Source organism: Mycobacterium spongiae (genome assembly GCF_018278905.1).
GTDB lineage: Bacteria > Actinomycetota > Actinomycetes > Mycobacteriales > Mycobacteriaceae > Mycobacterium > Mycobacterium spongiae.
The window spans coordinates 2,244,955-2,267,423 of record NZ_CP046600.1; the positions used below are offsets into that span (position 1 = coordinate 2,244,955).

Annotated in this window: 18 protein-coding genes and 1 pseudogene; 9 read left to right on the forward strand and 10 right to left on the reverse strand. The window is 64.5% G+C overall.

What is annotated here, in order from left to right:
- Window positions 1-81: 81 nt before the first annotated feature.
- From F6B93_RS23725 to tpiA, 5 genes and pseudogenes are all read left to right on the forward strand, one after another.
- A pseudogene (locus F6B93_RS23725) lies at window positions 82-621 on the forward strand (PPE family protein); the annotation flags it as partial.
- A gap of 132 nt (window positions 622-753) precedes the next feature.
- Window positions 754-3,387, forward strand: coding sequence for a beta strand repeat-containing protein (locus F6B93_RS23730; RefSeq protein WP_425518536.1), 2,634 nt, complete (start codon window positions 754-756; stop codon window positions 3,385-3,387).
- A gap of 154 nt (window positions 3,388-3,541) precedes the next feature.
- Window positions 3,542-4,561, forward strand: a complete 1,020-nt coding sequence (gene gap / locus F6B93_RS09270; protein ID WP_211698833.1) for a type I glyceraldehyde-3-phosphate dehydrogenase — start codon at window positions 3,542-3,544, stop codon at window positions 4,559-4,561.
- Between the two features lie 2 nt (window positions 4,562-4,563).
- Complete coding sequence (locus F6B93_RS09275) at window positions 4,564-5,811, forward strand: phosphoglycerate kinase (RefSeq protein WP_211698834.1); 1,248 nt, start codon at window positions 4,564-4,566, stop codon at window positions 5,809-5,811.
- A complete protein-coding gene (gene tpiA, locus F6B93_RS09280) occupies window positions 5,808-6,593 on the forward strand; it encodes a triose-phosphate isomerase (protein WP_211698835.1) in 786 nt (261 codons plus the stop codon). The genes F6B93_RS09275 and tpiA overlap by 4 nt, the downstream gene beginning before the upstream one ends.
- 23 nt (window positions 6,594-6,616) lie before the next feature.
- Here tpiA and secG read toward each other — a convergent pair whose 3' ends face one another.
- From secG to F6B93_RS09295, 3 genes are read right to left on the reverse strand one after another with little or no spacing between them, the layout of a single operon-like run.
- Window positions 6,617-6,850: a preprotein translocase subunit SecG gene (gene secG / locus F6B93_RS09285; RefSeq protein ID WP_211698836.1), complete on the reverse strand. Its 234-nt coding sequence runs from the start codon at window positions 6,848-6,850 to the stop codon at window positions 6,617-6,619.
- A gap of 51 nt (window positions 6,851-6,901) precedes the next feature.
- Window positions 6,902-7,519, reverse strand: a complete 618-nt coding sequence (locus F6B93_RS09290) for a TetR/AcrR family transcriptional regulator (RefSeq protein ID WP_211698837.1) — start codon at window positions 7,517-7,519, stop codon at window positions 6,902-6,904.
- Window positions 7,520-7,533: 14 nt separating this feature from the next.
- Window positions 7,534-7,995 (reverse strand): nuclear transport factor 2 family protein, encoded by a 462-nt coding sequence (locus tag F6B93_RS09295; protein ID WP_211698838.1) that lies wholly within the window; start codon window positions 7,993-7,995, stop codon window positions 7,534-7,536.
- 176 nt (window positions 7,996-8,171) lie between these two features.
- Here F6B93_RS09295 and F6B93_RS09300 point away from each other — a divergent pair, with 176 nt between their 5' ends.
- Window positions 8,172-9,167, forward strand: coding sequence for a carbon-nitrogen hydrolase family protein (locus F6B93_RS09300; protein ID WP_211698839.1), 996 nt, complete (start codon window positions 8,172-8,174; stop codon window positions 9,165-9,167).
- 116 nt (window positions 9,168-9,283) lie between these two features.
- Window positions 9,284-12,091 carry a phosphoenolpyruvate carboxylase gene (ppc, locus tag F6B93_RS09305; RefSeq protein WP_211698840.1) on the forward strand — a complete coding sequence of 936 codons (2,808 nt, stop codon included), beginning with the start codon at window positions 9,284-9,286 and terminating at the stop codon, window positions 12,089-12,091.
- Between the two features lie 33 nt (window positions 12,092-12,124).
- Here ppc and F6B93_RS09310 read toward each other — a convergent pair whose 3' ends face one another.
- The 7 genes from F6B93_RS09310 to tkt form a co-directional block, all read right to left on the reverse strand.
- Entirely contained in the window at window positions 12,125-13,915 is a 1,791-nt protein-coding gene (locus F6B93_RS09310) for a PE family protein (protein ID WP_211698841.1), read from the reverse strand.
- 112 nt (window positions 13,916-14,027) lie between these two features.
- Window positions 14,028-14,426, reverse strand: coding sequence for an ATPase (locus F6B93_RS09315; RefSeq protein WP_211698842.1), 399 nt, complete (start codon window positions 14,424-14,426; stop codon window positions 14,028-14,030).
- A gap of 16 nt (window positions 14,427-14,442) precedes the next feature.
- Window positions 14,443-15,186, reverse strand: a complete 744-nt coding sequence (gene pgl, locus F6B93_RS09320; RefSeq protein WP_211698843.1) for a 6-phosphogluconolactonase — start codon at window positions 15,184-15,186, stop codon at window positions 14,443-14,445.
- Window positions 15,183-16,094 (reverse strand): glucose-6-phosphate dehydrogenase assembly protein OpcA, encoded by a 912-nt coding sequence (gene opcA, locus F6B93_RS09325; RefSeq protein ID WP_211698844.1) that lies wholly within the window; start codon window positions 16,092-16,094, stop codon window positions 15,183-15,185. The genes pgl and opcA overlap by 4 nt, the downstream gene beginning before the upstream one ends.
- A 208-nt stretch (window positions 16,095-16,302) precedes the next feature.
- Window positions 16,303-17,868 carry a glucose-6-phosphate dehydrogenase gene (gene zwf, locus F6B93_RS09330; RefSeq protein ID WP_211698845.1) on the reverse strand — a complete coding sequence of 522 codons (1,566 nt, stop codon included), beginning with the start codon at window positions 17,866-17,868 and terminating at the stop codon, window positions 16,303-16,305.
- A complete protein-coding gene (gene tal, locus F6B93_RS09335) occupies window positions 17,865-18,986 on the reverse strand; it encodes a transaldolase (protein WP_211698846.1) in 1,122 nt (373 codons plus the stop codon). Before tal ends, zwf begins: the two co-directional genes overlap by 4 nt.
- 15 nt (window positions 18,987-19,001) lie before the next feature.
- Window positions 19,002-21,110 (reverse strand): transketolase, encoded by a 2,109-nt coding sequence (gene tkt, locus F6B93_RS09340; RefSeq protein WP_211698847.1) that lies wholly within the window; start codon window positions 21,108-21,110, stop codon window positions 19,002-19,004.
- 94 nt (window positions 21,111-21,204) lie between these two features.
- Between tkt and F6B93_RS09345 the strand changes: the two genes are divergently transcribed.
- Complete coding sequence (locus F6B93_RS09345) at window positions 21,205-21,468, forward strand: hypothetical protein (RefSeq protein ID WP_211698848.1); 264 nt, start codon at window positions 21,205-21,207, stop codon at window positions 21,466-21,468.
- A 9-nt stretch (window positions 21,469-21,477) separates the two neighbouring features.
- On the forward strand, window positions 21,478-22,287 hold the full coding sequence (locus F6B93_RS09350; protein ID WP_211698849.1) for a methyltransferase domain-containing protein: 810 nt from the start codon (window positions 21,478-21,480) through the stop codon (window positions 22,285-22,287).
- Window positions 22,288-22,469 lie beyond the last annotated feature (182 nt).

Sequence of the window (22,469 nt, forward strand, 5' to 3'; positions counted from 1 at the left end):
GACGATTGCCCAGTGCGGTTGATGCGGGGCACACCACCTGGGTGGCGGTGTTAGCGGCTAGGCCGGGAAGGGACGTGCGTGATGAGTTTTGTGGTTTTGCCGCCAGAAATCAATTCGGCGCGGATGTTTGCCGGTGCGGGGTCGGCGCCGACGTTGGCCGCGTCGGTGGCCTGGGATGGGTTGGCTGCTGAGCTGGGGTCGGCGGCGGCGTCGTTTTCGTCGTTGACTGCGGGGTTGGCGGGGGAGTCGTGGCAGGGTCCGGCGGCGGTGGCGATGGCGGCGGCGGCGGCGCCGTATGTGAGTTGGCTTTCGGCGGCGGCGGCGCAGGCGGGGGGCGCGGCGGTTCAGGCCAAGGCGGCGGCGGCGGTGTATGAGGCGGCGCGGGCGGCTACGGCGCATCCGGTGATGGTGGCGGCTAACCGTAATCAGTTGGTGTCGCTGGTGTTGTCGAATGTGTTTGGGCAAAACGCTCCGGCGATCGCGGCGACCGAGGTCGCCTATGAGGAGTTGTGGGCGCAGGATGTGGCGGCGATGGTGGGTTATCACGTGGGGGCGTCGGCGGTGGTCGATCAGTTGGCCCCGTGGCAGCAGGTGATGCGCTCGTTGCCGAGCTCGGTGGCTGGTCTGGTGGCCGGCCCCGTGGCCGATGTGGCTGCCGGTAGCCCGGTTGCGGCGCGGGTGGCTGCGGCGGGTGCGCGGGTGTCTGGGGTGGTGGCGGCTCCGCTGGCGGCGGCTCGTGCGGCGGCGGCGAGTGTGACGGCGCAGGTGGTCGCGCCGGTGGCGGCGGGGCCGGCGGCTGCTGGGGTTGGTCCGGCTGCGTTGTCGATTCCGGCGTTGGGTATCGGGAATATCGGTGTGGGGAATTTGTTGAGCATCGGCAATATTGGCAACAACAACCTGGGCAGTGGAAACACCGGTGACTTCAACATCGGGTCGGGGAATACTGGCAATGCGAACCTGGGTAGCGGAAATATGGGTCAGGCCAACCTGGGTAGCGGGAATTTCGGCTTCTTCAACCTGGGTAGCGGAAACCTCGGCAACACCAACGTCGGCGACGGCAACTTCGGTAATCTCAACCTGGGCAGCGGAAACAACGGGTCTGGCAACTTCGGCTTCGGGAACTCCGGTAGCGGGAACTTCGGCAGCGGAAACATCGGCGACACCAACGTGGGTAGCGGAAATATCGGCAACTTGAACTTGGGTAGCGGAAACAACGGCTCTTCGAACGTGGGCTTTGGGAACTTCGGCAACAACAACCTGGGCTTTGGGAATAGCGGCAACAACAACATCGGCTTTGGGATCACGGGCAACAATCAGATCGGTATTGGTGGGCTGAACTCGGGTATCGGGAACTTCGGCTTCGGCAACTCGGGCAACAGCAATATCGGTTTCTTCAACTCGGGCAGCAACAATATTGGTTTCTTCAACTCCGGGGACAATAACTTCGGCTTCGGAAACTCCGCTAACACCAACACGGGCTTCTGGAACTCGGGCGATATCAACACGGGCTTCGGCAACGCGGGCAACGACAACACCGGCTTCGGGAACTCGGGCTTCCAAAACACCGGTTTCGGGAACTCGGGCAACCAAAACACGGGCTTCGGCAACGCGGGCTTGCAAAACACCGGCGTCGGAAACTCGGGCTCCACGAACACCGGCTTCGGAAACTCGGGCGAGATCAATACGGGCTGGGGCAACTCGGGTGACACCAACACGGGCGGCTTCAACGCGGGTGACCTGAATACCGGCATCGGCAGCGCGACCAACCAAGTTGGTCCGAACTCGGGCTTTGGCAACACCGGCACCGGCAACTCGGGCTTCAATAACTCGGGCGTGGGTAGTTCGGGCTTGCTGAACCCGAGCGACGATAGCTCCGGTTTCCAGAACACCGGCAACTTCAACTCCGGCTTCCAGAACACGGGTGGGATCCTGAACTCGGGTTTCTTCAACTCGGGCCTGTTCAGCTCGGGTGTGGCCAATGCGGGCATCACCAGCTCGGGTATTGCGAACTCGGGTGACGGTAGCTCGGGGGGGTTCAACCCCGCTAATAACCAGTCGGGTTTCTTCGGCATCTCCGCGCTGGCGTTTGCGGCTGTGGCCGGCCTGCCGGCTGTGCCGGCGATTCCCCTACCGGGCCTGCCGCCGGTCAACACCGGCTTGGGGAACATCGGGGCGTGGAACCTGGGCATCGGCAACATCGGTGACCTCAACCTGGGTAGCGGCAACACCGGCTCGTGGAACTTCGGCGACGGAAACTCCGGCAACGCCAACCTGGGCAGCGGCAACAACGGCAGGGCCAACCTGGGCATCGGAAACGACGGATTGTTCAACTTCGGTGGCGGAAACATCGGCAATCGCCACTTCGGCTTCGGAAACGACGGCTTTGGAAGCTTCGGCTTCGGAAACGACGGCGCTGGAAACTTCGGTTTCGGGAATAACGGCAACGGTAACTTCGGCAGCGGGAACTTCGGCGGCACCAACATCGGTAGCGGCAACGCCGGTGACTTTAACGTGGGTGGCGGAAACCTCGGCTTGTCCAATGTCGGTTTCGGGAACTTCGGCAACAACAACCTGGGCTTTGGGAATAATGGCAACAACAACATCGGGTTTGGGCTCACCGGCAATAATCAGATCGGCATCGGCGCGCTGAACTCGGGCGTCGGAAACATCGGCTTCGGCAACTCCGGCAACAACAACATCGGCTTCTTCAACTCCGGTAACAACAACATCGGCTTCTTTAACTCAGGTAATGGCAATTTCGGCTTCGAAAACAGCGGTGACACCAACACGGGCTTCTGGAACCAGGGTAACCTTAACACCGGATTCGGAAACGCGGGCTTCAACAACACCGGATTCGGAAACGCGGGCTCCAACAACACCGGATTCGGAAACGGGGGCGGCCTAAACACAGGATTCGGAAACACGGGCAACCTAAACACAGGATTCGGAAACACGGGCGACACCAACACAGGCTTCGGAAACGCGGGCGACACCAACACGGGGTGGGGTAACTCGGGTGCCACCAACACGGGCGGCTGGAACTCGGGCGACCTGAATACCGGCTTCGGGAGCTCGGTCACCCAAGTTGGCCCGAACTCGGGCTTTGGCAACACCGGCACGGGTAACTCGGGCTTCAACAACTCAGGCAACTTTGGCTCCGGCTTCGGAAACTTGAGCAACCAGAGCTCGGGCTTCCAGAACACGGGCCTGTTTAGCTCTGGCTTCCAGAACACGGGCCTGTTTAGCTCTGGCTTCCAGAACACGGGCATGCTCAGCTCGGGCGTGGCAAACACTGGCACAAACACCTCAGGTGTGGCGAACTCGGGCGACGACAGCTCCGGGGGCTTCAACACCGGCAATAACCAGTCAGGTTTCTTCGACGTGTGACCCACGAAGGGCATGGGCTACCAGTTCGACCACCTGATTGTTCGTCGGCTGGGAATGACCCAGACCACTGACCGGCCCGGCACAGTTCGGTCGCCTGATCTAGGCTGACGGCGAGGGGTTCTTCAGCCGGAACTGGATGACAAGGGAGACACACGTGACGGTCCGAGTGGGCATCAACGGTTTTGGTCGAATCGGACGCAACTTCTACCGGGCCATGCTGGCCCAACAAGAGCAAGGTACGGCCGACATCGCGGTAGTCGCCGTCAACGACATCACCGACAACAGCACGCTGGCGCACCTGCTCAAATTCGACTCGATCCTGGGCCGCTTGCCCCACGATGTCAGCCTCGAAGGCGAGGACACCATCGTGGTGGGCCCGGCGAAAATCAAGGCGCTCGAAGTTCGGGAGGGCCCAGCCGCGATGCCCTGGGGTGACCTGGGGGTCGACGTCGTCGTCGAATCCACGGGTCTGTTCACCAATGCGGCCAAGGCCAAAGGCCACCTGGATGCCGGTGCCAAGAAAGTCCTCATCTCTGCGCCCGCCACCGACCCGGACATCACCATCGTCTTGGGAGTCAACGATGACAAGTACGACGGCAGCCAGAACATTATCTCGAACGCCTCGTGTACGACGAACTGCCTTGCCCCACTGGCGAAAGTGCTGCACGACGAGTTCGGCATCGTCAAGGGCCTGATGACCACGATCCACGCTTACACCCAGGATCAGAACCTGCAGGACGGGCCGCACAAGGACCTACGCCGAGCCCGCGCCGCCGCGTTGAATATCGTGCCGACGTCCACCGGCGCGGCCAAAGCGATCGGCCTGGTGATGCCCGAGTTGAAGGGCAAGCTCGACGGGTACGCATTGCGCGTGCCCATCCCCACCGGCTCGGCCACCGACCTGACCGCCGAACTGGCCAAACCTGGAAGCGCCGAAGAGATCAACGCGGCTTTCAAGGCCGCCGCCGAGGGCAGGCTCAAGGGGATCCTCAAGTATTACGATGCGCCGATCGTTTCCAGCGACATCGTCACCGACCCACACAGCTCGATCTTCGATTCCGGCCTGACGAAAGTGATCGACGACCAGGCCAAGGTCGTGTCCTGGTACGACAACGAGTGGGGCTACTCCAACCGATTGATTGATCTGGTCGCGCTGGTTGGCAAGTCGCTCTAACCGTGTCCATACACAACCTCAAACAGCTTTTAGCGGAAGGTGTGTCGGGTCGCGGCGTGTTGGTGCGCTCCGATCTGAACGTTCCCCTTGACGATGGCGAGATTACCGATCGTGGTCGCATTTCGGCATCGGTACCGACGCTGCGGGCGTTGATCGACGCCGGCGCCAAGGTGGTGGTCGCCGCGCATCTGGGTCGACCCAAAGGCGGTCCCGACCCGAGGCTGTCGCTGGCGCCGGTCGCCGCGGCGCTCGGCGAGCAGCTGGGCCGGCACGTGCAGCTGGCCAGGGACCACGACAGTTCTCCGATCGGCGCTGATGCGCTGGCCCGCGCTGAGGGCCTGACCGCCGGCGACATCCTGATGCTGGAGAACATCCGCTTCGATCCGCGCGAAACTAGCAAGGACGACAGCCAGCGCCTAGCCCTGGCCAAGCAGCTTGCCGAATTAGTCTGGCCGGGTGGTGCTTTCGTTTCCGACGGCTTCGGCGTGGTGCACCGCAAACAGGCCTCGGTGTACGACGTCGCGGCGTTGTTGCCGCACTACGCCGGCACGCTGGTGGCCGAGGAGATGCGGGTACTGCAGCAGTTGACCAGCTCGACCCAGCGGCCCTACGCCGTGGTCCTGGGCGGGTCGAAAGTGTCCGACAAGCTCGGCGTCATCGAGTCGCTGGCGACAAAGGCCGACAGCATCGTCATCGGCGGCGGAATGTGCTTCACATTTCTCGCGGCGCAAGGCTTTTCGGTCGGCACGTCGCTGCTGGAGCAGGACATGATCGACACCTGCCGCAGGTTGCTGGACACCTATCACGACGTGCTGCGCCTGCCAGTGGACATGGTGGTGACAGAAAAGTTAGCCGCGGATTCTTCGCCGCAGACGGTCGCCGTCGATGCGATCCCCGACGACCTGATGGGGCTGGACATCGGGCCGCGATCGGTCAAGCGGTTCACCGCGCTGCTGTCCAACGCCACGACGGTTTTCTGGAACGGCCCGATGGGCGTGTTCGAGTTCCCGGCCTACGCGGCGGGCACGCGGGGTGTGGCCGAGGCGATCGTTTCCGCCACCGGCAAAGGCGCGTTCAGCGTGGTGGGCGGCGGCGACTCCGCCGCCGCCGTGCGCGCGCTCGGCATCCCGGAGGGCGCGTTCTCGCACATATCGACCGGCGGCGGCGCGTCGCTGGAATACCTTGAGGGCAAGACGCTACCCGGCATTGAGGTTCTCAGTCGGGACCAGCCGACGGGAGGACAGTCGTGACCCGCAAGCCATTGATCGCTGGCAACTGGAAGATGAACCTCAATCACTACGAGGCGATCGCTCTGGTGCAACGGATCGCCTTCTCGCTGCCCGACAAGTACTACGACAAAGTTGACGTCACTGTCCTCCCACCGTTTACCGACCTGCGCAGCGTCCAAACCCTGGTCGATGGCGACAAGCTGCGATTGACCTACGGGGCGCAGGATTTGTCGCAACACGACTCCGGCGCCTACACCGGCGACACCAGCGGCGTCTTTCTGGCCAAGCTGGGATGCAGCTACGTGGTTGTCGGGCACTCCGAGCGGCGTACCTACCACCACGAGGATGACGCGCTGGTGGCCGCTAAGGCCGCCGCCGCACTCAAGCATGAGCTGACGCCCATCATCTGCATCGGCGAGCACCTCGACGTCCGTGAGGCGGGCAATCATGTCGCCCACAACGTCGAGCACCTCCGTGGCTCGCTCGCCGGTTTATCCGCCGAGCAGATCGGCAAGGTCGTCATTGCCTACGAGCCCGTCTGGGCTATCGGGACTGGGCGGGTGGCCAGCGCTGGCGACGCCCAGGAAGTGTGCGCCGCGATCCGAAAAGAACTGGGCGCGCTCGCCTCGTTGGGGATTGCCGAGACCGTGCGGGTTCTCTACGGGGGATCAGTGAACGCCAAGAACGTCGGCGATCTTGTTGCCCGGGATGACATCGATGGTGGCCTGGTCGGCGGGGCGTCGCTGGACGGAGAACAGTTCGCGACACTCGCGGCGATCGCCGCCGGGGGACCGCTGCCGTAGGCGTCAGCTGTATTTGATCAACTTCAGCTGTACTTGATCAGCAAAGCCACACCGACGATGGACACCAGCCAGATACCGGTGACGAACAGCGTCAGCCGGTCCAGGTTCTTCTCGACGACCGTCGATCCGGACAGGCTGGACTGAACGCCGCCGCCGAATAGCGTCGATAGGCCGCCACCCTTTGCGCGGTGCAGCAGCACCAGCAACACCACCAGCACGCTGGTGATCACCAGAGTGATCTGCAGGGCCAACTCCATGGCCGGTAGCCTACCTAAGCGCTGGCGAAGCCCAGACGCTGGGCGTGGCGGTCACGGCCTAGTGGTCCGTAAGCCTTCCAGTAGCGCGATGAACGCGCCTTCGACCTCCACTCTGGTCCGGTTCTTGTCCGTCGCACCAGCGATCTGTAGGGCGGACTCGGTCAGCGCGGCCAGCAGCAATTGTGACAGTGGTACCAATGGCACGCGCCGAATCACTCCGGCGTCCATCCCACGCTCCAGCGCCGCGACCACTAACCCGAGTCCGTAGCGCAGGTCGATGTGGCGCCATTCGCCCCAGCCGAGCACTGCCGGGCCGTCGATCGCGATGATCTGCACCGCAGCTGGCTTGGTGGCCGCGTCAAGGAACGCGCCAAAGCCGACAATCAGCAGATCCCAGGCAGCGGTGACCTGGTCCATGGCCGCTTGAACGTCGGCGACGAGGTCAGCTTCGACCACCTCGAGTACGGCCCGGAACAGATCTTTCTTGCTGTCGAAGTGGTAGTACAAGGCGCCCCGGGTGACACGGGCACGCGTGACGATGTCTTCGATGGAGACGGCACCGTAGCCGCGTCGTGAGAACAGGTGTCGGCCCGCCTCGACCAGGGCTCGACGCGTCGCATCCGTGTGGTCCGACCGCCGGCTTCGCTCGCGGTTCGCTGCGGCTGCCATGCCCGACCGCACGCTCAGCCGGGTGTGCCGGTCGGCGGCGGTTTCGGGCGCCACGGCCGCGCGGCCCCCGATCGCAGCCAGCCCAGCCAGGTCGAGGGATGCTTGAGGACCTTGATCAACAGCGGAAACGAATCGAAATAGCTCACCCGTTCCACGGCCTTGTCGCCGCGGAGAAGAAACCGATCGACAACTGGCCACTGGATCACCTCGTTCCCGAACCGGGCGATGAGCCGGAACTCGATGAAGACCACGTCGCCTTCTCGGCTGTAGCGGTCGACTTCGCCACGCAGGTCTGGCAGCCAGCCCAGAATCTTCGTGAATTCCTGCTGGGCCGCCGCGAGACCACGCATCGGCGGTGATAGGGGCTGTACCAGGAGTACGTCGTCATGAAGGTGGTCGCTCAGTCGGCCCGGAGACGGACTGTCCCAGTAGGCGGCGAAACCCGCCACGAATCCATCGGACGAGTCCATCTGCATGGCCCTTTCCCGGACACGTGGTGGCTAGCCGTCATGTCGCACGCGGGGGCATTACTGGCGATACATACTAGCAGTAGGTATCATACTAGTAGTTTGTTATTGCAGGGTCTTGCGTCGAATCTGGTTGTTGATTAACGGATTTCGCCTGGTTCCCGAGGGTCACAGCGAGGTGGGCCATGTCGGAGACGGTCAAAGTAGCTGCGATTGCGCTGGCAACAACGAGTGGACGGCTCGCCGAGAACCTTGCGCATGTTCGGAACTTGACCGGCGAAGCAGTGTCACGGGGAGCGGACGTCATCGCGCTCCCGGAGTTCTTCACGGGCGCCCTCGCCCCCTCGGATGACGCGTTTCGGGTCGCACTGCCGGCAGACCACAATCCGGCGACCGATTTTCTCCGCGAGATCGCGACCGAACATCGCCGCTACATTGGCGGGTCGCTGCTCGTCGCAGACGGCAACGATTTGTTCAACCGGTACTTTCTGGCCACCCCATCGGGACAGCTGCACACCCACGACAAAGATCTTCCGACGATGTGGGAGAACTGCTTCTACACCAGGGGCAATGATGACGGCGTCTTCGAGACGGAGCTCGGCGGAATCGGTGCCGCAGTCTGCTGGGAGCTCATCCGCACGCAGACGCTGTCCAGGATGGCCGGTCGCGTCCAGCTCGTCATCACCGGTACGCACTGGTGGGGCCTGCCGAGCAACTGGCCGGGTGTTGCCTACCTGCTGGGGTCGCTGGCGCGCATCAATCGAAGGCTCAGCGAGCAAGCGCCGGCCGAGTTCGCGCGGCACTTGGGAGTTCCCGTGATTCAGGCCAGCCATTGCGGGCCGCTAGCCGGCGATTTCTACCTCGCTCCGCGGTGGAACGCCAGGCTGCCCTATCGCACCGCGTTCGTTGGGGCCACCCAGATCGTGGACGGACGGGGTCGGGTCGTAGCGCAGCGAAACACCGACGAAGGACCCGGTGTGGTCGTCGGCGACGTGCCGGTGGGGCGAGTCCGAAGCGAAGGATCGGTGAGCGCGTTGGATCGATTCTGGATTCCGCGTCTTCCGGTGCTGCATCGGCTGTATTGGACGCAGCAGAACTGGGCGTGCCAGGGGATGTATGAGCGCGCCGGCCGGGGCAACGGACTACGCGCGGCCGAGCGCAACGCAACGACGAGCAGCTAGTCCGATCCGCGGCAGCGCCCGCGCGATCGCCGCCAACCTCTCGCAACTCCCAGATCGCGATCGGGATGGGCGGCCACGACGGGCGCGCGAAGCGATCCGCAGCGATACTGAGACGCATGGTTGAGGCTTCCGATTCTGCGCTGGCACCGATAGGCGACGTCCACCGGACCCGGTTGGGCCGCGAGGCGACCGAGCCGATGCGTGCCGATATCAGACTGCTCGGTGCAATCCTCGGCGACACCGTCCGGGAGCAGAACGGCGCCGAAGTGTTCGACCTTGTCGAGCGGGCGCGGGTGGAAGCCTTCCGAGTGCGGCGATCGGAGATCGATCGTTCGGAGATGGCGCGCATGTTCTCGCACATCGACATTCACCAGGCCATCCCGGTCATTCGCGCTTTCAGCCATTTCGCGTTGCTGGCCAACGTGGCCGAAGACATCCACCGGGAGCGGCGCCGCGGCATCCACGTCGCTGCGGGCGAACCACCGCAGAGCAGCAGTCTGGCTGCCACCTACATTAAACTCGATGCAGCCCAACTGGATTCGGCAACGATCAGCGAAGCTCTCTTCGGTGCGCTGGTGTCGCCAGTCATCACAGCGCATCCGACGGAAACGCGACGCCGCACCGTTTTCGAGGCCCAGCATCGGATAACCCAACTGATGCGGCTGCATGCGGAGGGGCACGCCGAAACCGACGACGGCCGCGACATCGAAACTGAATTGCGCCGCCAGGTCCTGCGTCTGTGGCAGACCGCCCTGATCCGGTTGTCTCGGTTGCCGATATCCGACGAGATCGAGGTCGGTCTGCGCTACTATCCGGCTGCGCTGTTCGAGGTGATCCCGCACGTGAACGCCGAGGTGCGGGAAACGTTGCGGGCTCGGTGGCCGGATGCCGAACTGCCCTCCGAACCCATTCTGCGACCCGGTTCTTGGATCGGCGGTGACCGCGATGGAAACCCCAATGTGACCGCCACGGTCGTTCGGCTGGCCACCGGTAGCGCCGCCTTCACCGCGTTGGCACACTATCTGGCAGAGCTCACGTCTCTCGCGCAGGAGTTGTCGATGTCGGCGCGATTGATCACGGTGACACGTCGTTTGGCCGTGCTTGCCGACGCCTGTCCTGAGGGTGCGCGCCACGACGAGCCGTACCGGCGGGCGTTGCTCGTCGTCCGCGGACGACTCACCGCAACCGCGGCCAACATCCTGGACTCGCGACCGCAGCACGCGCTGGACCTGGGCCTGCCCGCCTATTCCACGACGGCTGAATTGCAGGCCGACCTTGACACCATCGACGCCTCGCTGCGTACTCACGGCGCTGGGCTGATAGCAGATGACCGGCTGGGCCGGCTCCGCGAAGCCGTGCACGTCTTCGGGTTTCATCTCTCCGGACTCGATATGCGACAGAATTCCGACGTTCACGAAGAGGTGGTCAGCGAGTTGCTGGCGTGGGCGGGTGTGCACCCGGACTATGGCTCGTTGCCGGAAGACCAGCGCGTCACGCTGCTCAGCACCGAACTCAGCACTCGCCGGCCGCTGGTCGGCCAGCACGCCGGGCTTTCCGACCTGGCGCGCAGCGAGCTCGATGTGCTGGCCGCCGCCGCGTACTCGGTTGCCACCTATGGCCCCGCCGCCGTGCCCAACTACATCATTTCGATGTGCAGGTCTGTGTCCGACGTACTCGAGGCAGCGATCCTGCTGAAAGAGGTCGGCCTGCTGGACGCCGCAGGACCGGAACCGTATTGCCCGGTCGGCATCTCGCCGTTGTTCGAGACGATCGAGGACCTGCACAACGGGGCGACGATCGTGCAAGCAATGCTGGATCTTCCGCTCTATCGGCAGGTGGTGGCGGCCCGGGGTGGATGCCAGGAGGTGATGCTGGGCTATTCCGACTCCAACAAGGACGGCGGATACCTGGCCGCGAACTGGGCGGTCTACCGCGCCGAGCTTGCCCTGGTGGAGACGGCCCGCAAGAACGGAATCCGGTTGCGCCTCTTTCACGGCCGGGGCGGCACCGTGGGCCGTGGCGGCGGTCCCAGCTATCAGGCGATCCTGGCGCAGCCGCCGGGAGCGGTGCGCGGCTCGCTGCGTCTCACCGAACAGGGTGAGGTGATCGCCGCCAAGTACGCCGAACCGCAGCTGGCGCGCCGCAATCTGGAGAGCCTGCTGGCGGCCACCCTGGAATCGACGCTACTGGATGTGGAGGGCCTGGGAGACACGGCGGCGCCGGCCTACGCGGTGCTCGACGAGGTGGCCGCCTTGGCGCAGCGTGCCTATGCCGAATTGGTCCACGAGACAGCGGGTTTCGTCGAGTACTTCAAGGCCTCCACGCCGGTCAGCGAAATTGGTTCGCTGAACATCGGCAGTCGCCCGACCTCGCGCAAGCCCACCGCGTCCATCGCGGACCTGCGGGCCATTCCGTGGGTGCTGGCGTGGAGTCAGTCGCGGGTGATGCTGCCGGGTTGGTACGGCACCGGATCGGCGTTCGAGCAGTGGATCGCCGCGGGTCCCGAATCCGAGGCCGAGCGGCTGGGCGTGTTGCACGACCTGTATGAGCGGTGGCCGTTCTTCCGCAGCGTGCTGTCCAACATGGCCCAGGTCATGGCCAAAAGCGATCTCGGCCTGGCGGCCCGCTACTCGGAGCTGGTGGCCGACGAAGCCTTGCGGCGGAGGGTGTTTGACAAGATCGCCGACGAACACCACCGGACGATTGCCATGTACAAGAAGATCACCGGTCAAGACGACCTGCTTGCCGATAACCCGGCGCTGGCCCGTTCGGTGTTCAACCGCTTCCCCTACCTGGAGCCGCTGAACCACCTTCAGGTCGAGCTGCTCCGCCGCTATCGCTCGGGCGAGGACGACGAATTGGTCCAGCGCGGCATTCTGCTGACCATGAACGGCCTGGCCAGCGCCCTGCGCAATAGTGGGTAAGGGCTCAGATAGTCCGAAGATGGCGGTTGGATATTAGCTGGGTGGGCCGGTGGCGCCGTTGGCGCCGCTAGCGCCGAACAGCCGCCCGCCGGCGCCGCCAGATCCGCCGGGACCCTCACCAGTGCCGCCGTCGCCGCCATTGCCGCCGTTGCCGATGAGAACCGCGTTGCCTCCGTTGCCGCCCATCCCACCAGTATTGAGGTTGCTGGCCCCGCCGGTCCCCCCATTACCCCCGCTGCCGATCAGCCCAGAGCCACCGCCGGCACCGCCGGCACCGCCGATCTGGGAGGGACCAACCGTGGCCGAGCCGCCCATCCCGCCTTGTCCGCCGGACCCTATGAAGTACCCGCCGTTGCCGCCGGTGCCGCCAGCTCCGCCGACCGCACTCACGACGCCATTCGCAGCTGCACCACCGTTGCCGCCGACGCCGCCGGCGCCCCACAACAAAGCAGACCCACCGCTACCGCCAGCTCCACCAGTCTCCTGAGCGGCGCCACCCGCACCGCCGGGGCCGCCACTGCCAAACAGCCCTGCTGCGCCGCCTCGACCGCCGTCCCCGCCGGTGCTGCCGACCTGGGTTCCGACATTGAAGCCGCCGGTGCCAGTGCCGCCCATCCCGCCGTTGCGGCCGAACCCGTTGATGAGTGCGCCGTTCCCGGCGTTCCCGCCGTTGCCGCCGAACGTATAGCCGTCCCCGCCGGCACCGCCCAAACCGCTGCCGCCGTCGCCACCAGCGAACAGCCCGCCGTGCCCGCCGTCACCGCCAGCTCCACCCAAGCCTTCCGCGAGGGCGACGAGCCCGTCGCCGGCAGCACCCCCGGTGCCGCCGAAACCGCCGGTACCGAACAGCAACCCGCCATTGCCGCCCACACCGCCATTTCCGGCTCTCACAAAGGTATCTGCTTGGATATTCTCGGTCGTCCCGCCGTTGCCGCCGAACCCGCCCAAGCCGATGAGCCCCGCCGAACCGCCGTTACCGCCGTTACCGGCATAGGAATGCAAGGCACCGGGCGCGCCGTTGCCGCCCAGGCCGCCGGTACCGCCGTTACCGACCAGCAACCCGCCACTTCCACCGTGGCCGCCGGCACCCCCGAAGAGCATGTCCCCGCCCCCGACGCCGCCATTGCCGCCGTTTCCGCCTGCCCCCCAGAGCCCGGCGGCGCCGCCCGCGCCGCCAGCCCCGCCGAATCCGTCTACCGCGGCCGCCCCACCATTGCCACCGGCGCCGCCTGAGCCGAACAACACTCCGCCACTGCCGCCGAGACCGCCCGCCGGGGCGAACACGGAAATGCCGGCCCCGGCGGCACCACCGTTGCCGCCGTTGCCGATCAGCCCAGCGTTGCCCCCGTTGCCGCCGACCTGGCCGGCCGCGCCGGATCCGCCGTTGCCGCCGTTCCCATACAACAACCCGCCAGGCCCGCCGGCCTGCCCGGTTCCAGGCGCCCCGTCGGCGCCATTGCCGATCAGCGGACGGTTCAACAGCGCTCGGGTGGGCGCGTTGACCACTGCGAGCAGGTTCTGCTCGATGTCTTGTAGCGCAACGTTGGCGGCCTCAGCGGCTGCATACCTGTCCCCGCTGGCACTCATGGCCAGCGAGAATTGCTCATGGAACTGTGCCGCCTGGGCACTGAGAACCTGATAGGCGCGGGCGTGCCCCGCGAATACTGACGCTAGCGCCTGCGAGACTTCATCGGCACCGGCTGCTAGCACCTCCGTCGTCGGGACTAAGGCCGACGCATTGGCCGCGTCTAACGCCGTTCGAATGTTCTCCACATTGGTTGCAGCTGCGGCTAGCAGTTCTGGTGCTGCGATTACGTATGACATTATGCCCCCACACGAGTCACCCCTCGAATTCTGCTGACATTACGCCTGGGGTTGGCCTTAGTGGCCAAAATGCTCAACTACACAGCCCGCCGAATTTGCGCGCGGTGCGCGGTCAATACGCCGTCCGGTTCCGTAGCCTGTCCAGCACGCCACGTACTGCGTGCTCGGTGGCTGAGAATGGCGACATCATGGTCTCGCTCAAACTGACGATGTAGTCCATCCGATCGACGATGGCCTCCACCGGCTGGAGCAGTACGATGAGCCGTTTCGCGAGATCGTCCAGGCTGGACAGGGTGCCGTCAAGATGATCGAGGCCGCTTTCCATACGTTCCACCGTCGCGTTGAGGGCCGAGAGCGACCGGTTGAGCTCTACCAGGGAATCGCCCAACCCGCCGAGGACGCCTTCGACCTGCTCGACGGTCTTGTCGGCGTTGAGCGCAGCCTGGGTGAGGGTCTTCATTCGCGTTCGCGTGGGCGCGGGCCGGCCGCTTCTGTCTGCCATGAGGGTCATTATGACCCCGGCGCTGTCAGCCGGGAAGCCTCGCCGCGGCGTCGCGGTCGAGCAGCCAGACCGTGTTCTCGCGCCCAACAGCTCCGGCCGCCGGCACGTCCACCGGGTCGGCGCCGCCGATCGCGGCGGCCACCGCTTCCGCCTTCGCTGCTCCGGACACCATCAGCCACACCTCGCGGGAACGTTGGATTGCGTTCAGTGTTAAGGTGATTCGCTGCGGCGGCGGTTTCGGCGAGTCTGCGACCCCGACCACAGTGCGGGTGGCTTCCCGCACCGCCGCAGTGTGGGGGAACAGGGAGTTGATGTGGCCCTCGGGACCCATCCCCAACAGATGAACGTCAAAATCCGGTGCTGGATCACCGGATGCGGCGTTGGCGGCGAGGACTTGCTCGTAAGCCAGGGCGGCCGCGTCCAGGTCGGTGCCGTACTCGCTGTCGCTCGCGGCCATGGGGTGGACTTGGCTTGCGGGAATATCGACGTGATCAAGCAACGCCGCCCGCGCTTGCTTGGCGTTGCGCTCGCCGTCATCTTCGGGTACGTAGCGATCGTCGCCCCAGAACAGATGCACCCGGGACCAGTCGACCTGTGCGCTCTGGTTCGCCAGGTACCGGAGCAGCGCTATCCCGTTACCGCCACCGGTCAACACGATCATCGCCCGCCCCCTGGCCGCCACCGCGCTGGCGATGGCGCCCACCAAGCGCTTACCTGCGGCCCCGACCAGGATGGCGCTGTCCGGGAAGATCTCGATGTTTCTGCTCACACGTATTGCACCTGCTTGAGGCCTTCGAGGGCGCTCAGGTAGATCTCGTCGGGATCCAGCCTGCGCAGGTCCTCGGCGAGGCATTCACCAGTTACCCTGCGCGCCAACAGAACCAGGACGTCCGGCTTTGCGGTTCGACTCAGGGTCGCGGTCACTCCTTCCTGGGGCCGACTGAGCGTAATGCTCTCGCTTTTGCGCACCAGCTCCACTCTGAGGTCGCCCACCGCTCGGCGCACCGGCCCATCGATCGTGCTGGCCAGCCAGCCCGCCAGGATATCGAGCGCGGGCTCAGTCTTCAGCCCGGAGACGAGGGCAGATTCGATCGGCTCGTGCGGCGCCTGGTCGACAGCTGAGGTGAGTAGCGCGCGCCAATAGGTGATGCGGCTCCAAGCCAGGTCGGTGTCTCCCGCACTGTAGCCGGCCCGCCGGCTCTTGATCGCAGACAGTGGATCGATGGCGTTGGTGGCATCGGTGATACGTCGAATTGCCAGCCTGCCCAACGGATCCTGGGCCGGTGCTGCCGGCGCGACATCGGGCCACCAGGCTACCACCGGGATGTCGGGGAGAAGGAATGGGACGACCACGCTGTCGGCATGGCCGGAGAGCGGACCCGACAGTCGTAAGACAACAATCTCGCCCGCATGGGCGTCGCCGCCGACGCGCAGTTGCGCATCCAATCGCGGTTGGTCGGCGTAGGGATCGCCCCTCATCGTGACGATGATTCGGCTGGGATGTTCGTGGCTGGCGTCGTTGGCGGCTTCGATGGACTCCTCGAGCATGGCGTCGCTGTCTGGAGCGATGAGGAGCGTCAGCACTCGCCCCATTGCGATGGCGCCGATTTTTTCCCGCAGCTCGTCGAGCTTCTTGTTAACCGCCGTCGTGGTGGTGTCTGGCAGGTCGACGATCATTGGCGCCTCTCCTCCTCATCGCTTCGCTCTGCATCGTCGCCGGCGCGGATCATTGGCGCCGCTCCTCCTCATCGCTTCGCTCTGCATCGTCGCCGGCGCGGATCATTGGCGCCGCTCCTCCTCATCGCTTCGCTCTGCATCGTCGCCGGCGCGGATCATTGGCGCCGCTCCTCCTCATCGCTTCGCTCTGCATCGTCACCGGCGCGGCTCATGGCCGGCGCCATTCCCGGCCCGTCCGGCGCAGCATTTCAACGGCGGAATCCGGACCCCAGGTGCCGGCCTCGTAGGGGTCGGGTGCGCCGTGTGCCGCCCAGTTGTCGAGGGCCGGATCCAATATCTTCCAAGCCAACTCGACCTCGGCATTGACCGGGAACAGCGACGGTTCACCAAGGAGCACGTCGAGGATCAGCCGTTCGTAGGCCTCCGGCGAATCCTCGGCGAAAGCCGAGCCATAGGAGAAGTCCATGTTGACATCGCGGACCTCCATCGCGGTGCCGGGCACCTTGGACCCGAATCGCAACGTGACACCCTCATCCGGCTGAACCCGGATGACCATCGCGTTGGTCCCGAGTTCATCGGTCATGGTGGCATCGAATGGCAGATGGGGTGCTCGCTTGAAGACCAGAGCGATCTCGGTGACCCTGCGACCCAGTCGTTTTCCGGTTCGCAGGTAGAACGGAACCCCGGCCCAACGGCGAGTATCGACCTCCAAGGTGATGGCGGCGAATGTCTCGGTCGTAGAGTCGTTGGCGAACCCTTCCTCGTCAAGCAGTCCGACCACCTTTTCCCCGCCCTGCCAGCCCGCGGCGTACTGGCCGCGGCTGGTGGTCTCGTCGAGCGGCTCGGCCAGATGCGTCGCCGAGAGCACCTTGATTTTCTCGGCCTGCAACGCTGCCGGGTTAAAGCTGACCGGCTCTTCCATCGCGGTCAGCGCCAGCAACTGCATGAGATGGTTTTGGATCACATCGCGCGCCGCGCCGATACCATCGTAGTAGCCGGCTCGGCCGCCCAGACCAATGTCTTCGGCCATGGTGATCTGGACGTGGTCGACGTAGTGCGCGTTCCAGATGGGGTCAAACAGCTGATTGGCGAAGCGCAGCGCCAGGATGTTCTGCACTGTCTCCTTGCCCAGATAGTGGTCGATCCGGAAGACCGACTCTTCCGGAAACACCGCATTGACCGCCTTGTTCAGGTCGCGCGCGCTCGCAAGATCGTGGCCGAAGGGCTTCTCGATGACCACCCGGCTCCACCTGTTGCCCTGTGGGCGAGCCAATCCGGACCTGTGCAGCTGTTCGCTGACGACCGGGAAGGACTTGGGTGGGATCGCAAGGTAGAAGGCGTGGTTGCCGCCAGTGCCGCGCTCGATATCGAGCTTTTCGAGCGTTTCCGCTAGGCGGCCAAAGGCGACGTCGTCGTCGAAAGAGCCTGGCACGAAACGGAAGCCCTCGGCCAGTCGGTCCCAATTCTGCTGGCGAAATGGGGTTCGGCAGTGCTCCTTGACGGCCTCGTACACCACTTTGCCGAAGTCTTGGGAGTCCCAGTCCCGACGGGCGAAGCCCACCAGCGCGAAGGTGGGTGGCAGCAATCCGCGGCTTGCGAGGTCGTAGATGGCCGGCATCACCTTCTTGCGGGCCAGGTCGCCAGTCACGCCGAAAATCACCATGCCGCACGGGCCGGCGATTCTGGGTAGCCGCTTGTCCCGCTTGTCCCGCAACGGGTTGCGCCACTGTCCCGACGCGGCAGCGTGCGCGGCTTCAGAGCGGGCCGGGCTCATTTGGCGACGGTGTCGAGCTGCGCCTGGATCTCGGTGAGGAGCTCGTTCCAGGAGGCCTCGAATTTTTGCACGCCTTCGTTCTCCAACACAGTGAACACATCGGGCAGGTCGATCCCCACCTGTTGCAGCGAGGCGAAGACCTCGTTGGCATCCGAAGCGGTGCCGCTGACCGTGTCACCGCGGACCACACCGTGATCGGCGACGGCGTCCATCGTCTTCTCCGGCATAGTGTTCACGGTGTTGGGCGCGACCAGCTCAGTGACATACAGGGTGTCCGAGTAGTCGGGGTTCTTGACGCCGGTCGAAGCCCACAGTGGGCGCTGCACCCGGGCGCCAGCGGCCTTGAGCGCGCGGTAGCGGTCACCATTGTCGAAGACATCCTGGTAGGCGGCGTATGCCAGCCGGGCATTGGCGACGCCCGCCTGGCCCCGCAGCAACCGAGCCTGCTCCGAGCCGATCTTTTCCAACCGCTTGTCGATCTCTGTGTCTACACGGGAGACGAAAAATGATGCCACGGAATGGATCTTGGCCAGGTCATGTCCAGCTTCGTGCGCTTTTTCCATACCGGCGAGGTAGGCATCCATCACTTCGCGGTGTCGCTCAACGGAGAAGATGAGCGTGACGTTGACCGAAATACCCTCCGCCAGCACGGTAGTGATGGCCGGCAAGCCCGCTTTGGTCGCCGGAATTTTGATGAGCAGATTCGGCCTGTCGACAATTTTCCACAGTTCAACGGCCTGCTGGATGGTCTTGTCGGTTTCGTGGGCTAGCCGGGGATCGACTTCAATCGACACGCGGCCATCGACCCCGCGGGAAGCCTCCCATTCACGCGCCAGCACGTCGCACGCATTGCGTACGTCGTCGGTCGTGACGGTGCGAACGGTGGCATCGACGTCGGCGCCACGCTCGGCTAGCTCGGCCACTTGGGCGTCGTAGTCATGGCCTTCCGCCAGGGCCTTCTGGAAGATCGACGGGTTGGTGGTGACGCCAACAACGCTCTTGGTGTCAATGAGCTCCTGAAGGTTGCCGGACCGCAACCGGTCTCGCGACAAATCATCGAGCCAGACTGACACCCCGGCGGCACTCAACGCGGCGAGGTTGGGGTTCTGATCGGCCATCTGAATCTCCCTTTCTCAATTGTCCAGTGCTCGTTCTGCGGCGGCGGCCACGGCTTCGGCGGTGAAGCCGTACTCGCGAAACAGAGTCTTGTAGTCCGCGGATTCTCCGTAGTGTTCGATCGAGACGATCTCGCCGGTGTCGCCAACCAGCTTGTGCCAGCACTGCGCGACACCGGCCTCGACGGCCACCCGTGCGGACACCGACGGGGGAAGGACGGAATCGCGGTATTCGTAGGGCTGCGATTCGAACCATTCGACGCACGGCATGGACACCACCCGTGCGAGGATGTCGTTGTCCGCCAACAATTTCTGTGCTGCGACAGCGAGCTGAACCTCGGAGCCGGTCGCGATCAGCACGACGTCGGGTTCGTCTAGGTCGCCGTCGAGGTCGCCGGTGCCGGCGCTGAGCACGTAGCCGCCGCGGGCGACCCCGTCGGCGGTGGTGCCCTCCAACACCGGCACACCCTGCCGGGTCAGGATCAGGCCAACGGGACCGCTGGTCGCGCCGCGGGCCAGGATCGTGCGCCACGCGTAGGCCGTCTCGTTGGCGTCGGCCGGGCGGACCACCGACAGCCGAGGAATAGCGCGCAGGGCCGAAAGGTGTTCGATCGGCTGATGGGTCGGACCGTCTTCGCCGAGGCCGATCGAATCGTGCGTCCAGACATAGATGGGGTCAATGTCCATCAGCGACGCCAGTCGAACCGCCGGACGCATGTAGTCGGAGAACTGCAAGAACGTACCACCGTAGGCACGGGTGGGGCCGTGCAGCGCGATGCCGGACAAGATGGCCCCCATCGCGTGTTCGCGAACCCCGAAGTGCAGAGTGCGCCCATACCAGTGCGCGGTGTATTCCTTGGTGGAAATCGTTGGTGGGCCAAAGGAGTCGGCGCCTTTGATCGTAGTGTTGTTGGAGCCCGCCAGGTCGGCCGAACCGCCCCACAACTCGGGCAGCTTCGGTCCTATCGCCGCGAGCACGGCACCGGAGGCAGCCCGGGTGGCCAGCGCCTTGGATCCGGGCTCCCACCGTGGCAACTGCTCTTCCCAACCGTCGGGCAGCTGGTGGGCCAGCAACCGGTCTAGCAGCGCCTTGCGCTCGGGTTCGCGCTGCGCCCATGCTTCGAACTCGGGTTGCCAGCGTTCGTGGGCCTGCTTGCCACGGGCGACCAACCCACGGGTATGGGTCAGGACATCCTCGCGGACCTCGAACGTCTGGTCCGGGTCGAACCCCAAGATCTTCTTGGTGGCGGCCACCTCGTCGTCACCAAGGGCCGCACCGTGCGCCTTGCCGGTATTCATCAAATTCGGTGCCGGATAGCCGATGATGGTGCGCAACGAGATGAACGACGGCCGGTCGGTGGCGGCTTTCGCATTGGCGATGGCCTCCTCGATCCCGACGACATTCTCGCCGCCCTCGACCTCCTGCACGTGCCAGCCGTAGGCGCGGTAGCGAGCGGCGGTGTCCTCGCACAGCGCGATGTTCGTGTCGTCCTCGATCGATATCTGGTTGTGGTCGTAGAACACGATCAAGTTGCCTAGCTGCTGAACTGCGGCCAGCGATGAGGCTTCCGAGGTCACCCCTTCTTCGATATCGCCGTCCGACGCGATCACGTAGATGTAGTGGTCGAAGGGACTGGAACCGGGCTCGGCGTCGGGATCGAACAGGCCGCGCTCGTAGCGCGAGGCCATTGCCATGCCCACTGCCGAGGCCAGACCCTGGCCCAGCGGGCCGGTGGTGATCTCCACCCCTGCGGTGTGCCTGAATTCTGGGTGCCCGGGAGTCTTGGATCCCCAGGTGCGCAGTGACTCGATGTCGGACAGTTCAAGTCCGAAGCCGCCCAAGTAGAGCTGTATGTACAGCGTCAGGCTGCTGTGCCCAGCCGACAGCACGAATCGGTCGCGGCCCAGCCAGGCGGTGTCGTTGGGATCGTGGCGCATCGAGCGCTGGAACAGCGTATAGGCCAGCGGGGCCAGGCTCATCGCGGTACCGGGGTGACCGTTGCCGACCTTTTGGACGGCATCGGCGGCCAGTAACCGCGCGGTGTCGACCGCTGCCGAATCGATCTCGGTCCAGTCGTCCGGGTACTGCGGTTGGGTGAGCGCAGAGATCTCTTCGAGTGTGGTCACAAATGGAGTCCTCGGTTTCAGTCCTCAGTCCTGGGGTCAAGAAACTGATCAGTCCCACCCTAGACCGTGTGCGGGGCTGGGGCCTTACCCCTATATGAACGCGAGACCCAACAAGACTTCCATGGGAGCCCGGGTCGCGGAGTGGATCGACCAGGTGGATCAGACGGTCGTGACACGACCCCGCGATGCCGTCGTTGAGTGCACCGCGGCCGCCCAAGCTCTGTTTCGGCCGCAGAGGCATCTTGACTGCTTCGCCGAGCCGACCGGCTCGATGTCGTTCGGAGCGGGTGTTGCGGAATCCGACGGCGATTCGCCCGATGCGGTGAGCTATCCGGTAGGTTCGGCTCACTACACCTAAGGCGGCGTAATGAAGCGAGTGATCCAGAGCATCAAGCAACGTGTGAATCGCGCGTCTGCGGCGACCGAAGGCTCGTCCGGCGAGGTGCTGCCGCCCGAAGATCTTCAGATGTACGTGGGGGGCACCCACCAGTTCAAGGAAATCGGAGACCTCATCGTCGGTTTTCTGGTTGACCTGTGTGAATTGCAGCCGGGCGACGCGGTGCTCGACGTCGGCTGCGGTTCCGGGCGGGTCGCAATGCCGCTGACCCGCTACCTGAACCATGAGGGCCGCTATGCCGGCTTCGATATCTCACAAGAAGCGATCACATGGTGCCAGGAGAATATCTCGGAATCACACCCCAACTTTGATTTCAAAGTCGCCGATATCTATAACTCGCTGTACAAGCCGAACGGGCAATACCAGTCGTCAGAGTTCCGTTTTCCCTATCCGGACGCGTCTTTCGACGTGGTGTTTCTTACCTCGGTGTTCACGCACATGCTCCCACCTGACGTCCACCACTATCTGGACGAGATCGTCCGCGTGCTGAAGCCGGGCGGGCGGTGCCTGAGCAGTTACTTTTTGCTTAATGGGGAATCGTCAGCCCTTATCAAGAAGCGCAAGGCGACCTTCTCCTTCGAGCATCAGCGAGAAGGTTATAAGACGGTCGACACCGAACACCCCGAGCAGGCAATCGCTTTCCCTGAGGCCTTCGTCATGGATCTGCATGAGAAGTGTGGCCTCGCGATACTGGAGCCGTTGCGCTACGGCTCGTGGTGCGGCCGAAAGGATTACCTGACGTTCCAGGACGTTGTCCTCGCGGTCAAACCGGCGAGCTAGTGGTCCGCCGATAGGGGCCGGGGTGTCGGGTCTGTGCGGCGAGGGTCTCGGCGTTGGGATGCCCGGGGGCGGCGACTCCCGCTGAGTGGTGCGGATGATGGTAGGGCGGCGCATGTGCTGCTTTTGCCAACCCGTGCCCGGCAGTAGAAGCTCCCCCGGTTCCTGAGAAGTAACCTCGCGGT